Genomic DNA, 21,014 nt, shown 5'->3' with positions numbered 1-21,014 from the left:
ACTAAACTGGGGGAAGGGAAGGCGAACAAGATGCAGAGCTTACAAGATCCAGTGACGAAGCTAAAAGGGGTCGGGGCCAAGCGGGCTGCCGATCTGGCAACCCTGGGAATCGATACCGTGGGTGACCTTCTGACCTACTACCCCACCCGTTACAACGATCTGACGCCCGCCGACATCGAATCGGCCAAGGATAAGCAAAAGGTCACCCTGGTCGGCAAAGTGGTATCCGAGCCTCTTCTGACCCGGTTTGGTTACCGCCGCAACCGGCTCAGCTTTCGCTTGCAGGTCGGCAACAACGTCGTGATGGTGACCTTCTTTAACCAGCCCTACCTGGAGAAGAAGCTGGCCATCAACAAGACGGTCACCGTGATGGGGAAGTGGGATGCCCGCCGCCAGCAGGTGACCGCTAACCGCCTGCTTGATTCTGCCCCCCAGGAGAACAATGACTTCGGGGCCGTCTATTCCGTGAATAAGCACGTCAAACAAGCGATGTTGCGGGGGTTGATTCACCAGGCCTTTTTGGAGTACCAGAAGGTGATTCCAACCCTGTTGCCGGCAACCATTCGTCAGCGTTACCGCCTCCTGGATCGCCGGCAAATGATTAAGGAACTGCACTTCCCGACCGACGCCGCCCAGGCTAAAGCCGCCCGGCGGACCGCCACCTACGAGGAGTTTTTTCTCTTCCAGCTGCGGCTCCAGGCAATTCGCCAGGCCCAGCGCAAGCAGGACGGGTTGCAGATCCTTTACCATAACGACGAGGTCAAGGAGTTTATCTCCCAGATCGGCTTTGAACTAACCAATGCCCAGAAGCGGGTGGTCAACGAGATCTGTGCCGACCTGCGCCGGCCTTACCAGATGAACCGTCTCCTCCAGGGGGATGTCGGTTCTGGGAAGACGATCGTGGCGGCCATTGCTATCTATGCCGCCATTACGGCCGGCTACCAGGCAGCCCTGATGGCCCCGACCGAGATTCTGGCGGCCCAGCATGCCGAAAAGCTGGCCAAGACCTTTGCCGGAACTCATGTGCACATCGGCCTGTTGACCGGGTCGCTGACGGGTAAGCAGCATCGCCAGCTGCGGGAGGCCATCAAGCGTGGGGACATCAACCTGATCATCGGAACACATGCCCTGATCCAGGATGACGTTGAATACGCCAACCTCGGCCTGGCTATCACCGATGAACAGCACCGTTTCGGGGTCAACCAGCGGCAGCGCTTGCGCGAGAAGGGAGATCATCCGGACATCCTGGCCATGACGGCCACTCCGATCCCGCGGACCCTGGCGATCACGACCTATGGTGAAATGGACGTCTCGATCATCAATGAACTGCCTGCGGGCCGAAAGCCGATCAAGACCGAGTGGTTTAAGGTCGACCAGCAAAATGAAGCTCTGCACTTCCTGCGCGATCAACTTGCGGCGGGGGCCCAGGCCTACGTGGTCAGCCCCCTGATCGAGGAATCGGAATCCTTGGACGTTCAAAACGCCACAGACCTCTACCAGCAATTGGCATCCTACTTCGCCCCCGACTACCAGGTTGGCCTCCTTCATGGCCGGATGACCGCCGATGAGAAGGACCAGGTGATGCACGCCTTTCAGCAGGGCGAAACCCAGGTCCTGGTCTCAACCACCGTCATCGAGGTGGGGGTTGATAACCCGAATGCTACCGTGATGATTGTCTACAATGCTGACCGTTTCGGCCTGGCCCAGCTTCACCAGTTGAGAGGTCGGGTCGGCCGTGGTGACCGGCAGAGCTACTGTCTTCTGCTGGCGGACCCCAAGACGGACGAGGGGAAGGCCCGGATGAAGACGATGGTTGAGACCAACGACGGTTTCAAGGTGGCTCAGCGCGACCTGGAACTTCGAGGATCAGGAGATGTCCTCGGTCGCAAGCAGTCTGGGCTACCTGACTTCAAAATCGGGGATCCGGTGGGCGACCTGAAGATCCTGCAGATTGCCCGCAACGATGCCGAGCAATTATTAAAGACCCCGCATTGGGATATGATTGATGATAACCAGCCGCTGGTCCTGTACTTGCAGCGGTACCAATTAGAAACACATTTCGATTAAGGAGCGATTCATATGAAAATTGCAGTTGATGCGATGGGTGGCGACAACGCCCCAAAGGTAATTGTTGAAGGGGTTGAACAGGCCCGTGACCTGTACCCTGACCTGGAATTTGACCTTTACGGCAACCTTGACGTGATTAAGCCACTGATCAAAAATGACCAGCGCTTGAATATCATCCCTACCACGGACGACATCACGATGGGGGAGGAACCGGTCCGGGCAATTCGGCGCAAGAAGGACTCCTCAATCGTGAAGGCCGCTACCGCCGTCAAGAAGGGAGAGGCCGACGCCTTCTTCTCTGCCGGCAACACTGGAGCGGTGCTGGCTGCCGGAATCTTCATTGTTGGCCGGATCAAGGGGATTGACCGGCCGGGATTGACCAGTGTTCTGCCGATTGCCAAGCCGGGCGCCAGCCGCCACAGCTTTGTCTACCTGGATACTGGGGCTAATGCCGAGAGCAAGGAGAAGAACTTGGTCCAGTACGCCTACCTGGGCAAGTTCTATTCCGAGAGCGTTCTGGGCGTTGCCAACCCACGGATCGGCCTGTTGAACAACGGGGCCGAAGAGGATAAGGGGGACACCCTCCACAAGGCCGTTTGGCAACAGTTGAACGCCCAAGACGACCTCAACTTCATCGGCAATATCGAATCCGGCGACCTGCTTTACGGCAAGGCCGACGTGGTGGTTAGCGATGGCTGGACTGCCAATGCTGCCTTGAAGGCCACCGAGGGGACGGCCAAGATGATGCTGACTCTGATCCGACACGGAATCATGAACGGCGGCCTACGGGCTAAGCTGGGGTACCTCCTGCTTAAGCCGGTCTTCCACCGAATTGGTGAGACAATGAGCACCTCGACCTATGGCGGGGCCGTCCTGCTCGGCTTGAAGGCGCCAGTCGTCAAGACTCATGGGGCCTCGGATGCCCTGGCCATTAAGAATACTATCGGTCAGATCCGCACCATGCTGAAGGCTCAGCTGATTGAAAAGACCGTTGACTTCTTCACCGACAATCCAGAAGTGGACAAGTCAGTGAAAAGCGAATAGAATAAGAAGGTATTTTATAAAGTGAGGTTATAAGAAGAATGGCTGATAATAAAAGAAAGGAAATCTTCGATAAGGTTTCCGAAATCGTCGCCGACCATTTTGACGTTGATCGGGCCAAGATTACCGATGAATTAAACTTAAAGACCGACTTAGACGCAGACTCCATTGACTTCGTTGAATTTGTCCTGGAACTTGAAGACACTTTCGGCTCGGAGATCGATGATGAAGATGCTGAAAAGCTGAGTACGATCGGTGAAGTGGTTGACTACATCGAACAACACACAAACTAAAGCAAAAAGGCTCCGCAAAATGGAGCTTTTTTGTTTTCCTAGACTGCGCAATCAGGATAACTCTAGTATAATAGTGAAGAATTAGCTAAGACACATAATTCAGAAAGGACATAATTTATATGATCAATGAACTACAAGACTACCTGGCCAAGGAATTCGATATTCATTTTGATAATCCGGCACTGTTGGCCGAAGCCTTTACGCAGGCCTCGTACGTCAACGAACACCCGAATCAAAATCTGAAGTTTTACGAACGGATCGAGTTTCTTGGCGATGCCGTGTTGGAACTGATCGTTTCAGAATACATCTATAAACGCTACCCCGAACTGCCGCAAGGCAAGCTGACCCGGCTGCGGGCGGCGATGGTCTGTGAGGACAGCTTCTCGAAGTTTGCCAAGGAATGCCACTTTGACCAGTACATCCGGCTAGGTAAGGGAGAGGAAAAGGCCGGCGCCCGGAAGCGCCCCGGCCTGCTCTGTGATATTTTTGAATCCTTTGTCGGGGCCCTCTACCTCGACCAGGGGCGGCCAGCAGTGGAGAAGTTCGTCCGGCGGGTGATCTTCCCTAAGCTGGACCTGGGCTGGTTTGATCACGCAGTTGACGCCAAGACGAGTCTTCAGGAATACCTGCAACGCGACGGTGACGTCAAGATCGAGTACCGCCTGTTGGACGAGACCGGGACGGAAAATGATCCTGAGTTCCATGTCGACGTAGTGGTAGACGATCAAGTTGTTGCCGATGGGCACGGTTCTTCAAAGAAGCATGCTGAGATGCAGGCTGCCCAGGCTGCTTTAAATAAGTTACGGAAACAAAGCAATTAATCAGGTGAGGCGACGATGCAATTATTGTCTTTAACGCTGGACGGCTTTAAGTCGTTTGCCCAGAAGACCACAATTAAATTTGAACCCGGGATGACCGGAATCATCGGGCCTAACGGTAGCGGTAAGAGTAACATTATCGAGGCTATCCGCTGGGTGATGGGTGAGCAGTCGGCCCGACACCTGCGTGGTGACAAGATGGCCGACGTGATTTTCAACGGGGCCGCAGACCGGCAGCCCCTTAACCGGGCGGTCGTTTCGATCACCTTAGACAACAGCGACCATTACCTGGCCAGCGACTTCCGGGAGCTGACGATCACCCGTAAGCTGTACCGCAACGGGGACAGTGAATACCTGATCAATGGCCAGAAGGTCCGGCTCAAGGACATCACTGACCTCTTTATCGACTCAGGACTAGGTCGGGAATCGTTCTCGATCATCTCCCAGGGACGGGTGGCGGCCGTTTTCAACGGGAAGCCCGAAGACCGGCGTGGAATCATCGAGACGGTGGCCGGGGTTGCCAAGTATAAGAAGAATAAGGAGACCGCGGAGAAGCGCTTGAGTGCCACGATGGACAACCTTAACCGGGTTAACGATATTATCGGCGAGTTGTCCCGGCAGCTGGAACCACTGGCCGATGAGAGCGCCCTGGCCAAGGACTACCTCGAACAGAAGAAGCAATTCGACCTCCTCGACCGGACGCAGACGGTGCGGCAGTATGACCGCCAACGGCAACAGCTGACGGCTGTCCAGGCTAAATACCAGCAGACGGTCAAGCTGCTTGTTGACTACCGGGTCCAGCAAAAGAAGGTCGATTCCGTATTGACCCGGCTGAAACAGCGGCGGGCGGCACTATTGCACCAAAAGGATGAAGGTCAGCAAATTATCCTGACCCAGACGGAGAAAATCGCTCAGCTGAAGAACCAGCAGTCGATGTCTTCGATGAAGCGGGACCAGCAAGTGGCCGATCAGCAGCGGCTCGATAAAGCAGCCGCTAAACTGACCAGTCAGTTGCAGGCGGCCCGGCAGGATGCCCAGGCGGCCCAAGCCCAGCTGGCCAATCATGAGCAAAAGATGGCCCAGCACCAGGCAGACTATGACGCGGCTCAGCAGATGAGCAACGCCGAGCGGATTCAGGTGCTGAACCAGCAACTGAACGACCTGCGCAATCGGCAGATCAACCTAATGCAGGAGCTGACGACGGTCCACAACCAGCAGGCATTTCTGAAGCGTAACCACGAGCAACGGGTCAGCCAGCAGAATCAAAACAGCAGTGAACTCCAGGATCGGCAGTCCCAACAGGCGCAGTTAAATGAGCAACAGCAGGATCAACAAGCGGCACTTGACCGCTTGACTGACCAGGTCAACCGTCTCCAAGCTCAAGTTACCAGTCTTGACCGTCAGCTGACGGCGACCGGCCAGCAGTATCAGCAGGCCCAGCGTAATTGGTACGCGGCCCTCGGTGATGTTCATTCCACCAAGTCGCGGATCAAGAACTACCAGGCGATGAGCGAAGAGTATGCAGGCTACTACCAAGGAGTCCGGACCATCCTGCAGAATCGGCAGGACTTTCCGGGCTTAGCTGGACCCGTCAGTGAGCTCTTCGACGTTCCGGCCGAGTTGACGACCGCCATCGAAACGGTCCTCGGTGGCCAGCTCCAGCAGCTGGTGGTTGATCGACAGACGACTGGTAAACAGATCATCAGCTACCTGGTGCGGCACCGGGGCGGTCGGGTAACGATTCTGCCACTCGACACCCTGATCCGGCGGCGGCCGGCCAGTGCCTGGAACCAGGTAGCGGCCATGCCAGGGGTTGTTGGTCGGGCCGTTGACTTGATCAAGTTTGCTCCCCAGTACCAAGTGGTGGCCGACTACCTCCTGGGAAGTACGGTCGTGGCTGATAACCTTGACCACGCCACCGCGATTGCCCGCGCCGGCCATCACCAGCTACGGGTGGTGACCCTGGATGGTCAATTGATCAACGCCAGCGGGGCCATGACCGGTGGGGCTAACCGCCACCGTCAGCAGGGGCTCTTGACCCAGAAGCAGCTCGGCCATCAGCTGACCGATCTTCTGCAACAACAGGAAAAACAGGTCAGCCAGACCGAGCAGCGGGTCGCAACCCTCAAAAAGCAGCATGATGACCAGGAGCAGCAATTGACTGCAATGCGCGGCCAGCTGCACACGGCCCAGCTTGACCAGCACGCGGCCCAGGCCCAGCTGGAAGCGCTGGCCGGCCGGCTTCAGGACCTTAATCGGCAGATCCAGGTCCTAAAGTCCCAAGCTGACCAGCAGGGGAACCAGGTCAAGGATGATCAGACCCAGGTCGCCCAGTTGAAGAAGAAGGAAGAAACGGTAACCCGTCGTCAGCAGGCTACCGAAGAACAAATTACGACGCTGACGAAGCAGGTCCATGACCTTGAGACCAACGCTTCTGCCCAAAACGAGCAGCTGCATCAGATGGAACAGTGGCTCGCGGTCGCCGCGGAACGGAAGCAACAGTTCCAGCAGCAGGTTGAAGTGGCCACCCAGACGGTTGCCGACACCAATGCCGACCTGGCCCAAATCAAGGATCAGCTGGCAGCCCTGGCGACAGCAATGAACAGCGATCATTTTCAGACGGTTGACAACCAGGCGGCCCTCAAGACTGCTCAAACGCTTTTGGAGAAGGCCAATGCTCAGGTGGAAAAATGTGATACAGACCTGGCTGCGCTGGATGATGACCTGGCCACCCAGGAAGCCAAACACCAGCGGACCACGGAGCTTCAACAGGCGGCCAGTGACGAAGCTAGTGACCTTAAGGCCCAGCAGGTCCGCATTGAAGGACAGCTTGACCAGCTCCTCAATCACCTGAACGAGCAGTATAATCTGACGATTGACGCGGCCCGCCAGGAGGTCAGCGACCTGGATGATGACCAGCTGGCCCGCCGGTTGAAGCTCTTGAATCGGGGCCTTGCTGAACTGGGCGACGTCAATGTCGGTTCGATTGCCGAATATGACCGGGTCAAGAAGCACTATGACTTCTTGAAAGGCCAGCAGGATGACCTCCTGGCCGCCCGTAAGCAACTCAACCAGACGATGGGTGAGATGGACAGCCAGGTTGAACAGCGGTTTATCCGGACTTTCAAGCAGGTTTCGGCCGCCTTTGACGAAACTTTCAAGCAGATCTTCGGCGGGGGACAGGCCAAGCTGGTCTTGACCGATCCTAACCACCCGCTGACCACGGGAATCGACATCATGGCCCAGCCGCCTGGCAAGAAGAACCAGCACCTGAGTCTCCTTTCGGGGGGTGAACGGGCCCTGACGGCGATCACGCTCTTGTTTGCGATCTTAAAGGTCCGGCCGGTGCCGTTTGCGATCTTAGACGAGCCCGAGGCGGCCCTGGATGAGGTCAACGTGCAGCGCTTTGCTCAGTACCTGAACCGCTTCGGCAAGACGGGGCCGCAGTTCATTGTGATTACCCACCGCAAGGGGACGATGATGGGCGCCGACGTCTTATACGGGGTCACAATGCAGGAATCCGGAGTTTCCAAGATGGTTTCCGTCGACGTGATTGATACAATGAACGAAAAAGAAGATTAGAAGAAGGTGTAGAGATGGGATTATTTGATATTTTCCGTCGCCATAAAAAGAAACAGGAAGAACAGCCAGAATCCGCCAGCCCGGAAAGCACGCAACCAAGCGCTCCCCAGGAACCGGCCAGCCAGGCGACTGAGGAAGCCCCTCAACAGCCGGCTGCCAGTGAACAGCCGACGGAGGTAGTGAGCGCAGCCGTCACTGAGCCGGCAGAAGAACCGGCTAGCCAAAGCACGACGCCGGAATCAACGGCCAGTGAGGTGGTCGAAAGCACCGCTCCCCAGGCAACGACGGCTCCAGAATCAGCTGCCCAGCCTACGGAAGCAGAGGCTCAATCAACCGAATCGGCGCTAACCAGCGCTAGTGAGCAACCAACAGCCCCTGCCGAATCAGCGGTAACGCCGCAATCAACTGAACCAGCTGAACCGGCGCAATCAGCCGCCGCTGCTGTCGATGAAGCAACGTCTGCTGTTGATTCGAACGCCGATGAGGAAGAAGCAACCGAGCCGACGAGTGAAGAAGCACCAGCCAGCGTTGCGGATGAGACGGTCGAGTCAACAAATGAAGAAGATCAGACCGCTAAGAAGTATGACCAGGGCCTGGCCAAGTCACGGACCGGCTTCGGGGCCCGGTTGAACAGGTTCCTGGCCAACTTCCGGCACGTTGACGAAGACTTCTTCGACGACCTCGAGGACATGCTGATCGAATCAGACGTTGGCTACGACATGGCAATGAAGCTCAGTGATGAACTCCGGGAAGAAGTTAAGCTGGAGAACGCCAAGAGCAAGCAGGATGTCTCCAACGTCATCATCGAGAAGATGGTCGATCTCTATGACCAGGCCGGCAAGGACGAGAATCCAGACCTCAACATGGCTAAGTCAGGCCCGACGGTAATCATGTTTGTCGGGGTCAACGGGGCCGGGAAGACGACCACGATCGGGAAGATGGCGGCCCTCTTCAAGAAACAGGGCAAGAAGGTCCTCTTGGCCGCCGCCGATACTTTCCGGGCCGGGGCGACCGAGCAGCTAGACGTCTGGGCCAAGCGTGACGGGGTTGACATCGTTACCGGACCGGAAAACGGTGATCCAGCTGCCGTCGTCTTTGATGCGGCCCAGAAGGCTAAGAATGATGACTATGACATCCTCTTCGTTGATACTGCCGGCCGTTTGCAGAATAAGGTCAACTTGATGAAGGAGCTGGCCAAGATGAAACGGATCCTGACCCGGGAGATCCCGGATGCACCGCACGAGGTCCTGCTGGTCTTAGACGCAACGACGGGTCAAAACGCCCTGAACCAGGCCAAGCTGTTTAAGGAAAGTACCGATGTCACGGGGATTGTGCTGACCAAGCTCGACGGAACCGCCCGTGGTGGGATCGTCCTGGCCATCAGGAACGAACTGCACCTGCCGGTCAAGTACGTCGGGCTCGGTGAAAAGGTGGACGACCTGCAGAAGTTTAACGCCAGCGACTTTGTTTACGGCCTTTTCAAGGGCCTGGTCGACGTCGATTAAGCAAGGTGATTTTTTAGTATGGAAATCGAGAAAAACTATCGGATCAACTCGCTGTTTGAGTTTTACCAACCCCTGCTGACCAAGAAGCAGAACGAGTACATGGACCTCTACTACGGGAACGACTACTCGCTGGGCGAGATCGCCGAGAACTTCGACATCAGTCGGCAGGCGGTCTATGACAACATCAAGCGGACCGAAAACATCCTGGAGAGTTACGAGGCCAAGTTGCACCTCTACGCGGAGTTTCAGGCCCGTAATCGCCAGGCCGATGAGATCCAACAGTATGTACGCACGCACTACCCAGATGATGCCCGCCTCAATGAGCTGGTAGGTCATCTGGAAAGCTTGGAGGAAGAATAGAATGGCATTTGAAGGATTAACAGAACGCCTGCAGAAGGCGATGGAAAAGCTACGACGCAAGCCTAAGGTGACGGAGGCCGATCTGCGGGAAACCATGCGGGAGATCCGCCTGGCCCTCCTGGAAGCCGACGTTAACTTCAAGGTGGTCAAGGACTTCGTAAAGCAGGTCCGGGAAAAGGCCGCCGGGGCTGACGTCCTGAAGGGCTTGAACCCGGCCCAGCAAATCGTCAAGATTGTCAACGACCAGCTGACTGAACTGATGGGGGAAGAGGCTGTCCCACTTAACAAGGCCGCCCACATCCCAACCGTGATCATGATGGTGGGTCTCCAGGGGGCCGGGAAGACGACCACGGCCGGTAAGCTGGCTTTGCGGTTGAAGAACGAGGAGCATGCCCGGCCAATGTTCATTGCGGCCGACGTCTACCGGCCAGCCGCCATCACCCAGTTACAACAGGTAGCTGCCCAGATCGATGTTCCGGTTTTTGAAAAGGGAACTGATGTCGACCCGGTCGAGATTGTCCGCCAGGGGATGGAAGTTGCCAAGGAGAACCACAACGACTACGTAATCATCGATACGGCTGGTCGGCTGCAGATTGACGAGCAGCTGATGGACGAGTTGGCCAACATCAAGGAATTAGTCCACCCGGACGAAATTCTCCTGGTAATCGATGCGATGACCGGGCAAAACGCCGTCAACACCGCCCAGGGCTTTGATGACAAGCTCGACATCACCGGGGTAGTCCTGACCAAGCTCGATGGTGATACCCGTGGTGGGGCTGCCATGTCAATCCGGGCCGTCACCGGGAAGCCGATTAAGTTCGTCGGTGAAGGGGAAAAGATGGAGGACCTGGACGTCTTTCATCCTGACCGGATGGCCTCACGGATTCTGGGCATGGGGGACATGATGACCCTGATCGAGAAGGCCCAGAAGAACTTCGATGAGGAACAGGCCCAAGAGACCATGGATAAGATGCGGGAGAACACGTTTGACTACAACGACTTCCTCGCCCAGATGGACCAAGTCACCAAGATGGGGCCGCTGGAGAACATCATCAAGATGATGCCGGGGATGGCCAATAACTCGGCCTTGAAGAATGTTAACCTGGACCCTAAGCAGTTTGCCCACCTGCGAGCGATCGTGCTCTCAATGACGCCAGAGGAGCGCGAGAATCCCGACCTGATGAACCCGAGTCGGCGGCGGCGCTTGGCTGCCGGTTCCGGGCGGCCGATCGTTGAGGTTAACCGGATGATCAAGCAATTCAACCAGATGCGCAAGATGATGAAGCAGGTCACCAATGGTAACATGAGCGGGATGCAGGACTTGTTCGGCGGCCAGATGCCAGGCGGTAAGATGGGCCAGATGGCCATGAACCGAATGGCCCGAAAGATGAAGAAGGACAAGGCTAAGCGGATCAAGAAGCTTCGTAAGCTACGGAAGAAGCGTTAAGCTAGCCGTTAGCAGGAAGCAAAAATGGAGGACGTGGTCAATTATTGATCACGTCCTCCATTTTATTGTTGGGGCGCTTTTAGAATGCGTGGTTTCTAGATAGCGTGAGATTAACCAAACTGGTTGGCGTAATCATGCACCGGTACTTCTAGTGTTAGATCACTAATGGGGTAGGCAACGCAGGTGTTGACATAGCCAAACTCCTTATCACCGCGCCGCCGGTGGTCAAACTTGGCTGGTGTAAAGGCTTGGCCGGTAACCACCCGGGATCGGCAAGCAGAACAAATCCCGCTCCGGCACATTGAGGGAGCCACAATCCCCGCCCGCTCCAGAGCAATCAAGAGGGACTCATTGGCACGAGCTGGAATAGTTTGCGTTTGGTCGTGAGTCATTACGGTCAGGTTGAAGACCTGTCCCTTGGCCGCAACTGGGTAGTTTGGATCTTCATACGGTGATTCGGTGTTACCGTTCAATTCATGCCGAACCTTGCCCGGGGCCAGCTTCAATGCCTGAATTTCTTTCATAACAAACTGATACATCACAGACGGGCCACTGATAAAAATTGAATAATTAGCGGAGGCGTACTTTTGGATCAGCTCTTTGGTGATGAAACCATGCTCATAACCGGCGACGTCCTCGTCGCTTAGAACATTGACCAGTTTAACTTTGGCAGTGGCGTCGGCAATCTTCTGGAGTTCATCACCAAGGAGAATGTTGTCGTGACGGCGACTTCCGTAGAGGATGGTCAGGTTAGCGTCCATTGTCCCGTCCAGAATTGACTGGGCCATGGAATAGAACGGGGTGATCCCACTACCACCGGCAATAGCAATAATATTGGGTTCATCACGGATAGGCTCGTAGAACAGGTCACCAGCCGGACCCGAGGCGGCCACGCTGGTACCAACGTGCCAGTTTTGCCACATGTAGGGGGTGGCAAACCCATCTTTAACCAATTTAACGGTTAAGATGTATTGTCCCGCCAAGGCCTGCTTAGGGGTCGAACGAATGGCGTATGGGCGCGTGACGTAACTGTTACCGATATGCATCCGCAGGGAAATGTACTGACCGGCTTGGAAGTAAGCCAGCTGCTTCGTTCCCTTTTCGGTATCGGGAACAAAAACAAAACTCTTGGCTTCTGTGCCGTGGTTGATAATCTTACTGATCTTTAGGTATTGAGTTTCGGGATGGAGGGCTTCAGTCAGCCGGTTCATCGGGTAAGTTTTCGGCAGAGGAGTAGTGCTACTATTTTGGATTTTTTGGTTGCGGAGCCGGGTCAACTTCGCGAGTGTTGTCGATTTAGTCATTATTTACACCTTCTTGATCAATTGCGGCGCAGGCCATTTTAGCGGCGGTTGCACCGGTTAGGAATGCGGAACTGTAGCCATCAAGCATAAAGCTAGCGCCGCCACAGAAGTAGAGATGCGGAATTGGTTGAATCTCTTTATTCAGGTTGGCCATCCGTTGTAGAATTTGATCCCAATTTTGGCCATAGTAACCATATGTGGCCCCGTTGGGTGTGCGCATATACCGTGCAAAGGTCTCTGGGGCCGCAATCTCGATTTCTTCAATTGCGTCATGAATTTTAATGCCAGTGACCTCTTCGTAGCGCTGGATAATTTCTTGGGCAGTCTTAACCTTTAGCTGGTGATACTCTGCCGGTTTGACCTGATCCCATACGCCGTTTTGGAACAGCTTGGTTGCGTACAGAATTGTCGTCCCGGCAGGGGAACACGCTGGATCGGCAATGTTTAAACAATCCATGATAATGAAGTTGTTCTTATCCATCGTTCCCATATTATTGAATTGCTTCCGGGTGTTACCCGTGTCGGCGATGAAGACACTGTAATCCTTAATCCCTAATTCTTCTGGGGACTTATTGAGTCCTAGGTAAACCATAAAGTTGGTTTCTCCGAGCTTTCGTGCGTTAGCAAGCTTCTTTTCGGTGCTTGGCACGTCAGCGGGGGTCATTAATTTGCTGTAAGCAAAATTTGGTGCAGCATTGCAGATGATCTGTTTACCGTAGATTGCCCGATCACCAATTTTGACACCAATGGCCCTGCCTTCCCGCATTAAAATCTGTTGGACTTCAGTATTCATCCAAACCGTACCGCCATGGTCTTGAATATTTTTTAAAATTGCACTGGACATTCCGTGGCTGCGGTTGGCTGGCGTGTATGCTCCATCCTCCACGTAGGTAATTAGCATATAGCTAAAGAATGGAAAATTAAAATCGTCGGCCGGGATCCCGATATATTGCCAATATCCCTCGACAATCTGCCGGGTCTTAAGCGGCATTTGCAATTCCTGAAGGACGGTTTCGTATGGCGTGGCGGCGTATTTGCCGAAATGTGGACATCGGGATGCCACTTCGGCCATGGATTTACCAACTGACAGCAATCCGAAGGCCTGTTTGCACTCTTCTCCATAGTCGAACAGGTGGGTTAAACTATTACGACTGCCAGGAACAACTTCTTCAATCTTATTAATAAACGCTTCGCGGCCGGTGGGTAAGCTTATATCAAAGCCGTCTTTGCCAGTCACAATATAGCGGTAGACTTCTGGAATCTCGTCCATCTTAATGTCGATTCCCAATGAATCAAATAACTGCCGCACTGGTTGCGGGTTACTAGCCGATCCATAGGCAGCCAACTCGTGCAAAGAAACTTCGAACTCAAAGCGCCCCCGGCTAAAACTGGTGGCTGCTCCGCCCGGGATATTATGCCGCTCGAGCAAAAGTACTTTTTTACCAAGCTTGCTGGCAGTAGCTGCTGCCATTAGGCCACCGTTACCGGCACCGATAACAATCACATCATAATCATAGGTCATGGTTCTGATACTCCCTTCCTTGATTTCGCTTACATTTTAAGGAAGACGTGGTTGGATGTATATGCGATTATTGCAAATATGATACAATTTGATAAGAAAATCACAACTGGTAACTGGTATTACCAATACGATGTGAGGGGATTACTTTGAAATTTAAGCCAATTACAGCGCCGAGCGCGACCGATTTATTTGTGCAACAGTTAAAAACTGCGATTTTGAGTGGGCAGTATCAACCGGGAGATAAATTACCCAGTGAACGTGAACTGGGCCAACAAATGCGGGTCAGCCGGCCGGTGATCAATGCTGGACTAAAAAGACTGCAAAGGCTGCATTTCGTTAATATCTATCCGCGATCCGGGTGTTTTATCGCCGATTACCGTCAGGATGGTGACCTAATGACAATGAACGAAATCATTAACTTTTACGGTGGGCACTATCGGCTGTCACTGCTAAACTCTATTTACCGAGTTCGTGAGCAGCTCGAAGGCGACATCATTAGGTTAGCGGCTCAATTGCATGATGCCCAAAAGCTTGCCCGGGGCCAGTTTGCATTGAAGGCCTTTCTCAACCAGGAAACGGCCGCCCAACGAGCAGAATGTCATTTTGATTTTGTCCATGCGTTGGCGGTTGCTTCTAACAACGATGTCTACCCGTTACTAATTAATAATTTCAAACCCATCTACCTTACCCTGGGTACGTGGATTTATACCGATCGACATGCTGAGCAAGCACAACGGGATTATTCGCAGTTGTTGCGGCTTATCGCTGCCGGTAACGTAGATGCGGCCGTTAAATTTAACCATGAACTAATGTTAACGGGGTATGAATCGTTGACGGGGAAACGGCCCGACAAGTTTTAAGGGGATGGACTTGATGATTTCCCTGGGCGTCTAAGGGCCTTAATAATGGGGTGGGTCGTTACCCAGGCGCAATTACTGGTCCTGAAAATGGCCGCATGTGTGTCGCCATGCGGTCCCTTTTTCCGGGGGTAGAAAAATAATTAAGACTGTCAAGAAAAACTACTTTACATTCTTCTGGAAGACTGGTATATTATTACCTGTTAAAAGAAATCAGGGAGGTGCAAAAGAATGTCCGTTAAAATTCGTTTAAAGCGCATGGGTTCAAAGAAGCGTCCTTTCTACCGGATTGTTGTCGCTGACTCACGTTCCCCACGTGATGGTCGTTTCATCACTTCATTAGGTACTTACAACCCATTGACTACTCCAAAGGAAGTTAAGTTCGACGAAGACGCCGTTATGGATTGGCTGCAAAAAGGTGCACAACCTTCTGACACTGTTCGTAACATGCTGCAAAAGGCTGGCGTTATGAAGAAGTTCCATGAAGCTAAGTACGCTGCAAAGAAGTAGTGATGAGTAATCATGACCGAGACTGATATCGAAGCGTTGATTCGTAGTTTAGTAACCCCACTTTTAAGACATCCGGAATCCTTGTCGATTACGGTATCTGATAGTGACCGTTTTCGGCGATACACCGTTAATGTTGATTCGGCGGACGTGGGTCGACTAATTGGCCGGCAGGGACACGTCGCTGCAGCGCTACGGACGGTTGTCGAGGGCGCACGTTCTCGACGCGCAAACGCCAAGAAGATCCGGTTGCTGATTAATGATCATCGACACTAAATAAAAACCTCCCACATCAACCTGTGGGAGGTTTTGCCATTTTAGGAGGGAATTATGGATTTTTATAATGTTGGTAAGATTGTGAATACCCATGGTATCCGTGGTGAGGTCCGCGTGATGCCGACCACGGACTTTGTGGCGGAGCGCTTTGCCAAGGGGCAGGACCTCTACCTGCAGCGGTCCGGGGAACCCCTGAAGCTGACTGTTGAAACGGCTCGGCAGCACAAGGGCTTCATCCTGGTGAAGTTTGTCGGTTATGACAATATCAATGATGTGCAGGCCTTTCGCGATCACGAGTTGATGGTCAGTGAAGAAGATCAGCAGCCCTTAGAGGACGGCCAGTACTACTACCACCAGATTATCGGCCTGGCCGTCAAGACGGCTGATGGCGAGAGCATTGGGACCATCAAGGAGATCCTCTCACCCGGTGCCAATGACGTCTGGGTTGTCCAGCGCGCCGGTAAGAAGGACCTGCTCCTGCCCGTAATCGATGATGTGGTTAAGGACGTCGACCTTGACGCGGGCGAAGTTACTGTAGAATTAATGGAAGGACTAGAATAGTGCGAATTGATATTTTAAGCTTATTCCCAGACATGTTTCAGGCGACGCTGGGGGAATCGATCGTGGGCCGGGCCCAGGAGAGCGGTTTCCTCGACATCAACGTGACCGACTTTCGCAAGTACACCACCGACAAGCATAACCATGTCGACGATGCGCCATTCGGTGGGGGCGCCGGGATGCTCCTTCAGCCGCAGCCGATTTTCGATGCAATGGCGGCGATCGAAGAGGAGACCAAGGATACCTATCCGAAGGGCCGGGTAATCCTGATGGACCCGGCCGGGCGACGGTTCGATCAAGACTATGCCCAAGAACTGGCGATGGAGGAGCACCTGACCTTCATCTGTGGTCACTACGAGGGCTACGACGAACGGATCCGGCACCTGGTCACCGACGAGGCCTCCTTAGGAGATTACGTGCTGACTGGGGGAGAGCTGGCGGCAATGGTGATGATCGACGCCACTGTCCGCTTCGTGCCCGGCGTGCTGGGGAACCAGGCGTCACCGATGGGCGATTCCTTCAGCAACGGCTTGTTGGAATTCCCACAATACACTCGTCCCGCGGACTTCCGGGGGATGAAGGTGCCCGATGTATTGACCAGTGGTAACCACCAGAAGATTCGTGAATGGCGGATGCGGGAGTCCTTGCGGCGGACCCTGCACCGGCGGCCAGACCTCCTGAAGACGGCCAAGCTGACTCGTGAGCAACAGCTGATGCTCCAAGACATCAAGCTCGAAGAAGATCCGGACGTGCCAGACTGATGGGGGAGCGGATGAAAAAGTTAATTCAACGTCTACTCTGGAAGCAGGATCCCTCTGTCTACGAGGCTAAGGATTCCAAGCTGACACCCAGCCTACGGACAATTGACCTAATTGGCCTGGGGACCGGAATGGTAGTTGGGACGGCGATTTTTACGCTTCCCGGAATCGTGGCGGCTGAGCACACCGGCCCGGCCGTCCCGCTGGCCTTCATCGTGGCCGCGATCGGGGCGGGGCTCTCCGCCCTGGCCTATGCGGAAACGTCTTCGGTCCTGCCCTTTGCTGGCTCAGCTTTCTCCTGGATCAACGTCCTCTTTGGGGAATTTTTTGGTTGGATCGCTGGTTGGGCTCTGCTGGCCGAGTACTTCATCTCGGTAGCCTTCGTGGCCTCAGGCTGGTCTGCCTACATGCAGGGGTTCCTGGCTAGCCTGGGGATTCGCCTGCCGAAAGCCTTCACCGGGGGCTTTGACCCGGGACATGGCTCCTACGTCGATATCCTGGCGGCGCTGGCCATCTTAATCGTAGGGGTCCTGATCTCCCGGGGTCTGCACCAGGTGAGTCGGATTGAAAATACCATCGTAGCGGTCAAGTTGCTGGTGATCCTGATGTTCATCGTGGTCGGGGCGACGGAGATTCAATCTAAAAACTACGTCCCATTTATCCCGCCGCACCGTCCCGGAACGACCTTCGGGGGCTGGCAGGGGATCTTAGCCGGGACCGCTCAGATCTTCATCGCCTACGTCGGCTTCGACGCGATCGCGGCCAACACCGCCGAGACCCGGAACCCGCAGAAGACGATGCCCCGTGGGCTGATCGGGACCCTGGTGCTGGGGACCGGCTTCTTCATTGCCGTTTCCCTGGTGCTGGTGGGGATGTTCAAGTACAATCGCTATGCTAATAACGCGGAACCGGCAGCCTGGGCGCTTCGGCACTCCGGCCACTACCTCACGGCCAACCTGCTTTCGGTGGTGGCAATCGTGGGGATCTTCTCGGCTCTGATTGCCATCCTGCTGGCCTCGTCACGGTTAATCTATGCCTTCGGGCGGGATGGCCTGTTGCCGAAGACGCTCGGTGTGATCGACGACCGGCACGTGCCGAACCACGCCCTCTGGCTGATCACCTTCCTGGCGATGATCCTGGGCTCCGTCTTTCCGTTTACCTTCCTGGCCACCCTGGTTTCGGCGGGGACCCTGGTGGCGTTCATCTTCGTCTCCTTAGGGATTTACGCCCTGCGCCCGCGTGAGGGGAAGGACCTGCCGGAAGCCCAGTTCAAGATGCCATGGTATCCAGTCTTGCCGGCGGTCTCCGCGATCTTCTCCGCGGTGATTTTCTGGGGGCTGAACATCGATGCCAAGATTCTGATGGTGGGGTGGTTTGCCATTGGACTGGTTATTTATTTCTGCTACGGCCTGCGCCATTCCATCATCAACCAGGAGCACCAAAAATAGGGCTTGCAAGTCTCAAGAAAATCTTGTATAGTAGTTACTGGCTGTTTAGCCGTGAATAACGGTATTCCGCTGCCCCAAGCGGGACATGAATGTCGGCGAAAGGAAAGAAATTATAATGCGTCAAAACAAGTTGATCGAAAAGATTACTGCTAGTCAATTACGGGATGATATTCCTGACTTCCGTGCCGGGGATACTGTTCGGGTTCACGCTAAGATCGTTGAAGGTTCACGTGAACGTATCCAGATGTTCGAAGGTGTCGTTATCAAGCGTCACGGTGCTGGTATCAGCGCTACCTACACTGTTCGTAAGATCAGTAACGGTGTTGGTGTTGAACGTACTTTCCCAGTTCACTCACCACGTGTTGAAAAGATCGATGTTCTCCGTCATGGTCGGGTACGTCGTGCTAAGCTGTACTACCTGCGGGCACGTACTGGTAAGGCTACTCGTATCGCTGAACGTCGTCGCGATACTGAAAAGTAATCGAAAACTGGGCATCTGTTAACTGGTATTGATAGATGTTTAAACCTCTCACAAAATGTGGGAGGTTTTTTTACGTAAATAGATAAATTAATTTAATTCTATAATTGCCACAATATTATATTGTATTATAAACAATGTGTTTCCAATCTTAGAGCTGATTGACTTATATGGGGACTGAAGGGAAAATTGAAAAAAATACTTTTAATTATTTTAGGTTTAATTATTTGTTTGTGCGGTGTTTTTAAGTTTTCACAGAAAGCTACTAGCAAAAATATCTCTAATAGTGAGATGAGTAATTTATTAATTAATAAAGACAAGATAATCAAACAGGATCCAGAGCTACGGAATGTTTATAATTTTACCTATCACGTTGATAATAAAAAAAGAATTTTATATATAATTCCAAGAGATTCATATCAATTGAAGGATGAGATGGATAATTTACGAACTACTCCAGCTAACACATCAAATTTGAACGATAAAACTAAGAGCGAAAAGCAATTCACATTATTGTCCACTCAAATCGCTCAAAAATATGGAAAGGCTTGGAAAGTCCAGGTAACGAATACAAGTGACCCAATATTTAGCGACATTCGGAAAAGTGATATTCTTTGGGAATTTCAAAATGGAAAAGAAAAGGGGCAAGGGACTCAAGGCGGATTATTTAAGCTTGAGAGAATTCTTTTAACTCCGTTTGATTATTTGGCTGATCTGTTTGGCATCATCATATTATTGATACTTGGGAAGGGAGGACTATCATTAATTGGAGCTGGTTCCTCGGCTAGTCGATCAGATTATGGAACGAAATCGTACCACCAACCAGGCTACAGTGAATATAACAATAATCAGGAGGATGATTATGTAAACGACATACTCTATGATCAATATGGTGACGCTCATTCAATAAGATTCAAAAAGGGCGATTATAGTAAAGGCTGGGTAAACGGACAAGTTTTTAATAAGGAGCCAGATGGCGGATATTCCAGTGATGATGGGGAAACCTATCTTGATCATTGATGAAGTCAGCTAGGATGAACATTTAATTTGCTTGATACGATTGAACCGTCCTATATCCATCAGCCAAACTTCTAATGAGTGCGAGGCACTTAATTGTGATTCTTCTATAAAAAATTATCCCAATCACTCAAACCCATTATCCCTCGGCAACTTAGAACGATTTACTTCTCCTAAAAGTTGTTTGCAATTTCACTTTAGGCGTGGCATAATACTGAAAATGCAAAATAAAAGATGTCTGTGAGCATCATTTTGGAGGTCAATTGAATATGCAACAAACAAGTACGCAAATTGGGCACACAATGACAAAGAACCAGAAGTGGGTGATGGCATCCACAGCGGCTGGTTTTTCGTTGGAAAACATGGACATCATGTTTCTTTCCTTTGCCTTAGCACCGATCATCGCCGAACTTCATATCTCGAGTGCAGCGGCCGGATGGATCGGGTCAATCACCAATCTCGGTATGCTGGCTGGTGGTGCTATTTTCGGACTTGTCGGTGATCGTATCGGGCGGGTCAAGACATTCACCTATACGATCTTTATTTTTGCCTTCGCCACCGCGGCAATGTTCTTTGCCCACACCCTGCCGATGATCTACACGATGCGGTTCTTAGCCGGGATCGGTGCCGGTGGTGAATACGGTGTCGGCATTGCCCTGATCGCTGAGAACTTCCAGCCCGGACTGATCGGACGGCTGACCTCGTTGGCGGCGATTGGCGGCCAGGTCGGGGCGATCTTTGCGGCCGTGATGGCGGCTTACATCATTCCGGCATTCGGCTGGAACGCCCTCTTCCTGCTGGGCATTATCCCTGTGATCCTGACTTTCTTCATCCGGCGACACGTCCACGAGAGTGATGAATTCCTTACTGCCCACGCCCACGCCGTTAAGACCCACGAGAAGATCGCGGTCAGTCGGCTCTTCGCGACGCCGGCACTGGTCTTGCAAACCCTGGGACTGATGGTAATGACGATTGTCCAGATTGCCGGTTACTTCGGCCTGATGAACTGGCTGCCATCAATCGTTCAGAAGCAACAGGGACTTTCAGTTTCTGGCTCGTCACTCTGGATGGTCGCTACCATCATTGGGATGAGCATCGGCATGATGGTCTTCGGGACAATCATGGATAACTTCGGTCCGCGCTGGGCATTTGGGATCTTCTTGATCGGGTCCGCTT

The 21,014-nt window shown here is 53.2% G+C and carries 19 protein-coding genes and 1 pseudogene; 18 read left to right on the top strand and 2 right to left on the bottom strand.

All coding sequences use genetic code 11. The features are described from left to right. The first annotated feature begins 30 nt into the window (after positions 1 to 30). The 8 genes from recG to ffh all read left to right on the top strand — a co-directional run bounded on the left by recG (position 31) and on the right by ffh (position 11,113). A complete protein-coding gene (recG, locus tag ACI31J_RS03390; RefSeq protein ID WP_439773037.1) occupies positions 31 to 2,067 on the top strand; it encodes an ATP-dependent DNA helicase RecG in 2,037 nt (678 codons plus the stop codon). A gap of 12 nt (positions 2,068 to 2,079) precedes the next feature. After that, positions 2,080 to 3,111: a phosphate acyltransferase PlsX gene (plsX, locus tag ACI31J_RS03385; protein WP_439773036.1), complete on the top strand. Its 1,032-nt coding sequence runs from the start codon at positions 2,080 to 2,082 to the stop codon at positions 3,109 to 3,111. Positions 3,112 to 3,149: 38 nt separating this feature from the next. Then, on the top strand, positions 3,150 to 3,401 hold the full coding sequence (acpP, locus tag ACI31J_RS03380; protein ID WP_439773035.1) for an acyl carrier protein: 252 nt from the start codon (positions 3,150 to 3,152) through the stop codon (positions 3,399 to 3,401). Positions 3,402 to 3,520: 119 nt separating this feature from the next. Beyond that, positions 3,521 to 4,222, top strand: coding sequence for a ribonuclease III (gene rnc / locus ACI31J_RS03375; protein WP_439773034.1), 702 nt, complete (start codon positions 3,521 to 3,523; stop codon positions 4,220 to 4,222). A 15-nt stretch (positions 4,223 to 4,237) separates the two neighbouring features. Further along, on the top strand, positions 4,238 to 7,801 hold the full coding sequence (smc, locus tag ACI31J_RS03370; RefSeq protein WP_439773033.1) for a chromosome segregation protein SMC: 3,564 nt from the start codon (positions 4,238 to 4,240) through the stop codon (positions 7,799 to 7,801). A 14-nt stretch (positions 7,802 to 7,815) separates the two neighbouring features. Beyond that, positions 7,816 to 9,306, top strand: coding sequence for a signal recognition particle-docking protein FtsY (gene ftsY / locus ACI31J_RS03365; protein ID WP_439773032.1), 1,491 nt, complete (start codon positions 7,816 to 7,818; stop codon positions 9,304 to 9,306). An 18-nt stretch (positions 9,307 to 9,324) separates the two neighbouring features. Continuing rightward, the gene (locus tag ACI31J_RS03360) at positions 9,325 to 9,666 is read left to right on the top strand and encodes a putative DNA-binding protein (RefSeq protein ID WP_439773031.1); all 342 of its coding nucleotides are present in this window, start codon (positions 9,325 to 9,327) and stop codon (positions 9,664 to 9,666) included. A gap of 1 nt (position 9,667) precedes the next feature. Then, on the top strand, positions 9,668 to 11,113 hold the full coding sequence (gene ffh / locus ACI31J_RS03355) for a signal recognition particle protein (protein WP_439773030.1): 1,446 nt from the start codon (positions 9,668 to 9,670) through the stop codon (positions 11,111 to 11,113). Positions 11,114 to 11,223: 110 nt separating this feature from the next. Here ffh and ACI31J_RS03350 read toward each other — a convergent pair whose 3' ends face one another. Beyond that, entirely contained in the window at positions 11,224 to 12,417 is a 1,194-nt protein-coding gene (locus ACI31J_RS03350; RefSeq protein ID WP_439773029.1) for a 2Fe-2S iron-sulfur cluster-binding protein, read from the bottom strand. Further along, a complete protein-coding gene (locus ACI31J_RS03345; protein ID WP_439773028.1) occupies positions 12,410 to 13,939 on the bottom strand; it encodes a phytoene desaturase family protein in 1,530 nt (509 codons plus the stop codon). Before ACI31J_RS03345 ends, ACI31J_RS03350 begins: the two co-directional genes overlap by 8 nt. A 191-nt stretch (positions 13,940 to 14,130) precedes the next feature. Between ACI31J_RS03345 and ACI31J_RS03340 the strand changes: the two are divergent. The 10 genes and pseudogenes from ACI31J_RS03340 to ACI31J_RS03295 all read left to right on the top strand — a co-directional run. Then, positions 14,131 to 14,295: pseudogene (locus tag ACI31J_RS03340) on the top strand (FadR/GntR family transcriptional regulator); the annotation flags it as partial. A 39-nt stretch (positions 14,296 to 14,334) separates the two neighbouring features. Further along, the gene (locus tag ACI31J_RS03335; protein ID WP_439773071.1) at positions 14,335 to 14,799 is read left to right on the top strand and encodes an FCD domain-containing protein; all 465 of its coding nucleotides are present in this window, start codon (positions 14,335 to 14,337) and stop codon (positions 14,797 to 14,799) included. A 228-nt stretch (positions 14,800 to 15,027) separates the two neighbouring features. Further along, entirely contained in the window at positions 15,028 to 15,306 is a 279-nt protein-coding gene (gene rpsP / locus ACI31J_RS03330) for a 30S ribosomal protein S16 (protein WP_057806187.1), read from the top strand. 12 nt (positions 15,307 to 15,318) lie between these two features. Next, positions 15,319 to 15,579, top strand: a complete 261-nt coding sequence (locus tag ACI31J_RS03325) for a KH domain-containing protein (protein WP_439773027.1) — start codon at positions 15,319 to 15,321, stop codon at positions 15,577 to 15,579. Between the two features lie 54 nt (positions 15,580 to 15,633). Further along, positions 15,634 to 16,140: a ribosome maturation factor RimM gene (rimM, locus tag ACI31J_RS03320; RefSeq protein ID WP_439773026.1), complete on the top strand. Its 507-nt coding sequence runs from the start codon at positions 15,634 to 15,636 to the stop codon at positions 16,138 to 16,140. Then, entirely contained in the window at positions 16,140 to 16,898 is a 759-nt protein-coding gene (gene trmD / locus ACI31J_RS03315; RefSeq protein WP_439773025.1) for a tRNA (guanosine(37)-N1)-methyltransferase TrmD, read from the top strand. Before rimM ends, trmD begins: the two co-directional genes overlap by 1 nt. A gap of 11 nt (positions 16,899 to 16,909) precedes the next feature. After that, a complete protein-coding gene (locus tag ACI31J_RS03310) occupies positions 16,910 to 18,343 on the top strand; it encodes an APC family permease (protein WP_439773024.1) in 1,434 nt (477 codons plus the stop codon). Between the two features lie 115 nt (positions 18,344 to 18,458). Further along, the gene (gene rplS, locus ACI31J_RS03305) at positions 18,459 to 18,824 is read left to right on the top strand and encodes a 50S ribosomal protein L19 (RefSeq protein WP_439773023.1); all 366 of its coding nucleotides are present in this window, start codon (positions 18,459 to 18,461) and stop codon (positions 18,822 to 18,824) included. A gap of 186 nt (positions 18,825 to 19,010) precedes the next feature. Continuing rightward, entirely contained in the window at positions 19,011 to 19,841 is an 831-nt protein-coding gene (locus ACI31J_RS03300; protein ID WP_439773022.1) for a hypothetical protein, read from the top strand. A 266-nt stretch (positions 19,842 to 20,107) separates the two neighbouring features. Next, positions 20,108 to 21,014 (top strand): MFS transporter (locus ACI31J_RS03295; RefSeq protein WP_439773021.1); only part of this gene is annotated, 907 nt, incomplete at its 3' end.

Source organism: Limosilactobacillus sp. (assembly GCF_051873075.1).
Lineage (GTDB): Bacteria > Bacillota > Bacilli > Lactobacillales > Lactobacillaceae > Limosilactobacillus.
Note: the sequence above shows the minus strand (reverse complement) of the source record. Positions and strands in the feature narration are given on the sequence as shown.

Bases quoted from the DNA above. Each gene is read 5' to 3' on its own strand.
- recG (WP_439773037.1), top strand. From the start codon at position 31: ATGCAGAGCTTACAAGATCCAGTGACGAAGCTAAAAGGGGTCGGGGCC.
- plsX (WP_439773036.1), top strand. From the start codon at position 2,080: ATGAAAATTGCAGTTGATGCGATGGGTGGCGACAACGCCCCAAAGGTA.
- acpP (WP_439773035.1), top strand. From the start codon at position 3,150: ATGGCTGATAATAAAAGAAAGGAAATCTTCGATAAGGTTTCCGAAATC.
- rnc (WP_439773034.1), top strand. From the start codon at position 3,521: ATGATCAATGAACTACAAGACTACCTGGCCAAGGAATTCGATATTCAT.
- smc (WP_439773033.1), top strand. From the start codon at position 4,238: ATGCAATTATTGTCTTTAACGCTGGACGGCTTTAAGTCGTTTGCCCAG.
- ftsY (WP_439773032.1), top strand. From the start codon at position 7,816: ATGGGATTATTTGATATTTTCCGTCGCCATAAAAAGAAACAGGAAGAA.
- ACI31J_RS03360 (WP_439773031.1), top strand. From the start codon at position 9,325: ATGGAAATCGAGAAAAACTATCGGATCAACTCGCTGTTTGAGTTTTAC.
- ffh (WP_439773030.1), top strand. From the start codon at position 9,668: ATGGCATTTGAAGGATTAACAGAACGCCTGCAGAAGGCGATGGAAAAG.
- ACI31J_RS03350 (WP_439773029.1), bottom strand. From the start codon at position 12,417: ATGACTAAATCGACAACACTCGCGAAGTTGACCCGGCTCCGCAACCAA.
- ACI31J_RS03345 (WP_439773028.1), bottom strand. From the start codon at position 13,939: ATGACCTATGATTATGATGTGATTGTTATCGGTGCCGGTAACGGTGGC.
- ACI31J_RS03335 (WP_439773071.1), top strand. From the start codon at position 14,335: ATGACAATGAACGAAATCATTAACTTTTACGGTGGGCACTATCGGCTG.
- rpsP (WP_057806187.1), top strand. From the start codon at position 15,028: ATGTCCGTTAAAATTCGTTTAAAGCGCATGGGTTCAAAGAAGCGTCCT.
- ACI31J_RS03325 (WP_439773027.1), top strand. From the start codon at position 15,319: ATGACCGAGACTGATATCGAAGCGTTGATTCGTAGTTTAGTAACCCCA.
- rimM (WP_439773026.1), top strand. From the start codon at position 15,634: ATGGATTTTTATAATGTTGGTAAGATTGTGAATACCCATGGTATCCGT.
- ACI31J_RS03310 (WP_439773024.1), top strand. From the start codon at position 16,910: ATGAAAAAGTTAATTCAACGTCTACTCTGGAAGCAGGATCCCTCTGTC.
- rplS (WP_439773023.1), top strand. From the start codon at position 18,459: ATGCGTCAAAACAAGTTGATCGAAAAGATTACTGCTAGTCAATTACGG.